2 protein-coding genes are annotated in these 2096 nt (G+C 69.7%); both read right to left on the minus strand.

The features are described from left to right. Positions 1-233: 233 nt before the first annotated feature. Positions 234-1370: an NAD(P)-binding domain-containing protein gene (locus tag ACWDR7_RS13040; protein ID WP_449855319.1), complete on the minus strand. Its 1137-nt coding sequence runs from the start codon at positions 1368-1370 to the stop codon at positions 234-236. A 536-nt stretch (positions 1371-1906) separates the two neighbouring features. Next, a partial coding sequence (locus tag ACWDR7_RS13045) for a hypothetical protein (protein ID WP_449855320.1) occupies positions 1907-2096 on the minus strand: 190 nt, incomplete at its 5' end.

The following is a 2096-nucleotide window of genomic DNA, read 5'->3' on the forward strand; positions in this document are numbered from 1 at the left end:
GCAGCAGTTGGCGCTACTGATCCTCGGGGACCTCGACCCCTACCCGCCCGAACTCACCCGGCGAGCCTCACCCCCCACCGAATGTCCGAAGAGCCCGTAAACAGGGCCGCCCCTCCCGAGGAGCATGCTCGAACCCGGGAGGGACGGTCCAGCGCGGAAACGCGACTGCGACACTACGCGCGATGAGCCGGCGAGGGAATACCCCCGGGCAGGACGTCGCGGCCGGGTGCGCCTCAGGGGCGGACGTGCTGCGCCTCCCGCGCCCGGCCCGAGACCGCATCGAGGTAGCGCACCGCCTTCGCGACGGCCTCCCGCCCCGCCCGGTTGGCGCCCACGGTCGACTGCGACGGCCCGAAGCCGATCAGGTGCACGCGCGGCTCGCCCGCGACCTGCGTGCCGCGCATGGCGATGCCGCCGAGCTCGTTACGGAGGTATAGCGGTTCGAGGTGGCTCAGATCGGGCCGGAAGCCGGTAGCCCACACGATCGCGTCGAGCGGCGTGAGCGTGCCATCGGCCTCACGCACGCCGTCCGGCTCGATGCGCGCGAACATCGGGCGGCGGACGAGAGCGCCGCGATCGCGTGCCGTGCGCGCGGAGCTCGACCAGCCGAGGCCCGTGTAGCCCACGATGCTGCCCGTGGGCCGCCCCGCCTCGACGTCGGCCGTGACCTTCTCGATCGTGCTGCGGCCCGTGGTCTCGGGATCGAACTCCCCCTCGATGAACACCGGCTCGCGCCGCGTGTACCAGAACGTCTGCGCGACGCGCGAGATCTCCTCGAGGTGCTGCACCGCCGAGATCCCGCCGCCGACGATCCCGACCCGCTGGCCCGCGAACTCGTCGAGCGATCCGTAGTCGCGCGTGTGCAGCTGGCGGCCGCGGAACGTCTCCCGGCCCGGATACGCCGGTCGCACCGGGTTGTCCCACGTGCCGGTCGCGTTGATGACGACCCGGGCGATCCACGTGCCGCCGTCGGTGCGCACGACGAGGTCGCCGTCCTCTTCGTCGTCGGCGAAGTCGACGCTCTCGACCCGTACGGGACGCAGGATGGGGAAGTCGAAACGCCGCTCGAAGGCCGCGAAGTAGCGCGGCACGGCGTCGCGGCTCGGCTCGCCCGGATCCATGTCGGGCCGCGCGAGGCCGGGCAGGTCGAAGATGCCGTTCAGGCCCGAGACGGTGAGCGATGCCCACCGGCGCTGCCACGCGCCGCCCGGTGCCGGGTTCGCGTCGAGTACGACGTACGTGCGCGCAGCGCCGGGATCCGCGGTCGCGCTCACGAATCCCGCGCGCCGCAGGTGGAACGCGGCCGAGAGCCCCGCCTGCCCGGCCCCGATCACGACGATGCTCGCACGCCGGCCCGCGTTCTCCCCCACGATCCTTTCAACCGCATGGATCGGGCGGGCATTCCCCGCACCTGGGCACGGCTGCCGAGGAGATCCCGGTTCGCGAGGACGATCACGTCGCCACGGCTCCTCGGGAACCGGGATCCCCTCGGGAACCGGGATCCGTCGCACGGGCCTCCCGGAAACGCGAAACGGGCCTCCCGAAGGAGGCCCGTTCACGCGATCGGATCAGGAGCTCAGAAGTCCCAGTTTTCGTCAGGAGGCGCGGATTCCTGCAATTTTCATGCGTCCAGGCACCCTTCGTGCCTGCTGCGTGCCACTCGCACCTATGAGCGGTTCGGCTCAGGTAAGGCAGGGCGGCACGCTCAAATGCTACCTAATCCTCGGGCGGTCTGTCCGACGCCCTCGAGGCCAGTCGATCCGGCGCTCACACCCGGTGCCCGAGCTGCGAGCGGATCACGCGCTCCTTGTGTCCGGTTCGCAACCGTGAACGCACTCACCCCAAGCCCGGTTCGCGAAACCCGGTCGTCGCTACCATCGCACTCAAGGTCGCTCCAATTGGTGTTTCAGAACATCGTGCATAGTGGCGGGCTGCCCGCCGCGGGCAACGTCGATAGCGGTGGCGCGGGCCACATCATCACCGTCGGATCAGAAGACACCATGGGGTGTGACACTTCTTGTAGACGGTCGTTACCAGGAAGGAACGACAGGCAGAGATGTCTACGAATCGCAGGAAGTTCACTGAGGAGTTCAAGG

The sequence above is a fragment of the Microbacterium sp. NPDC003461 genome, from assembly GCF_053588335.1.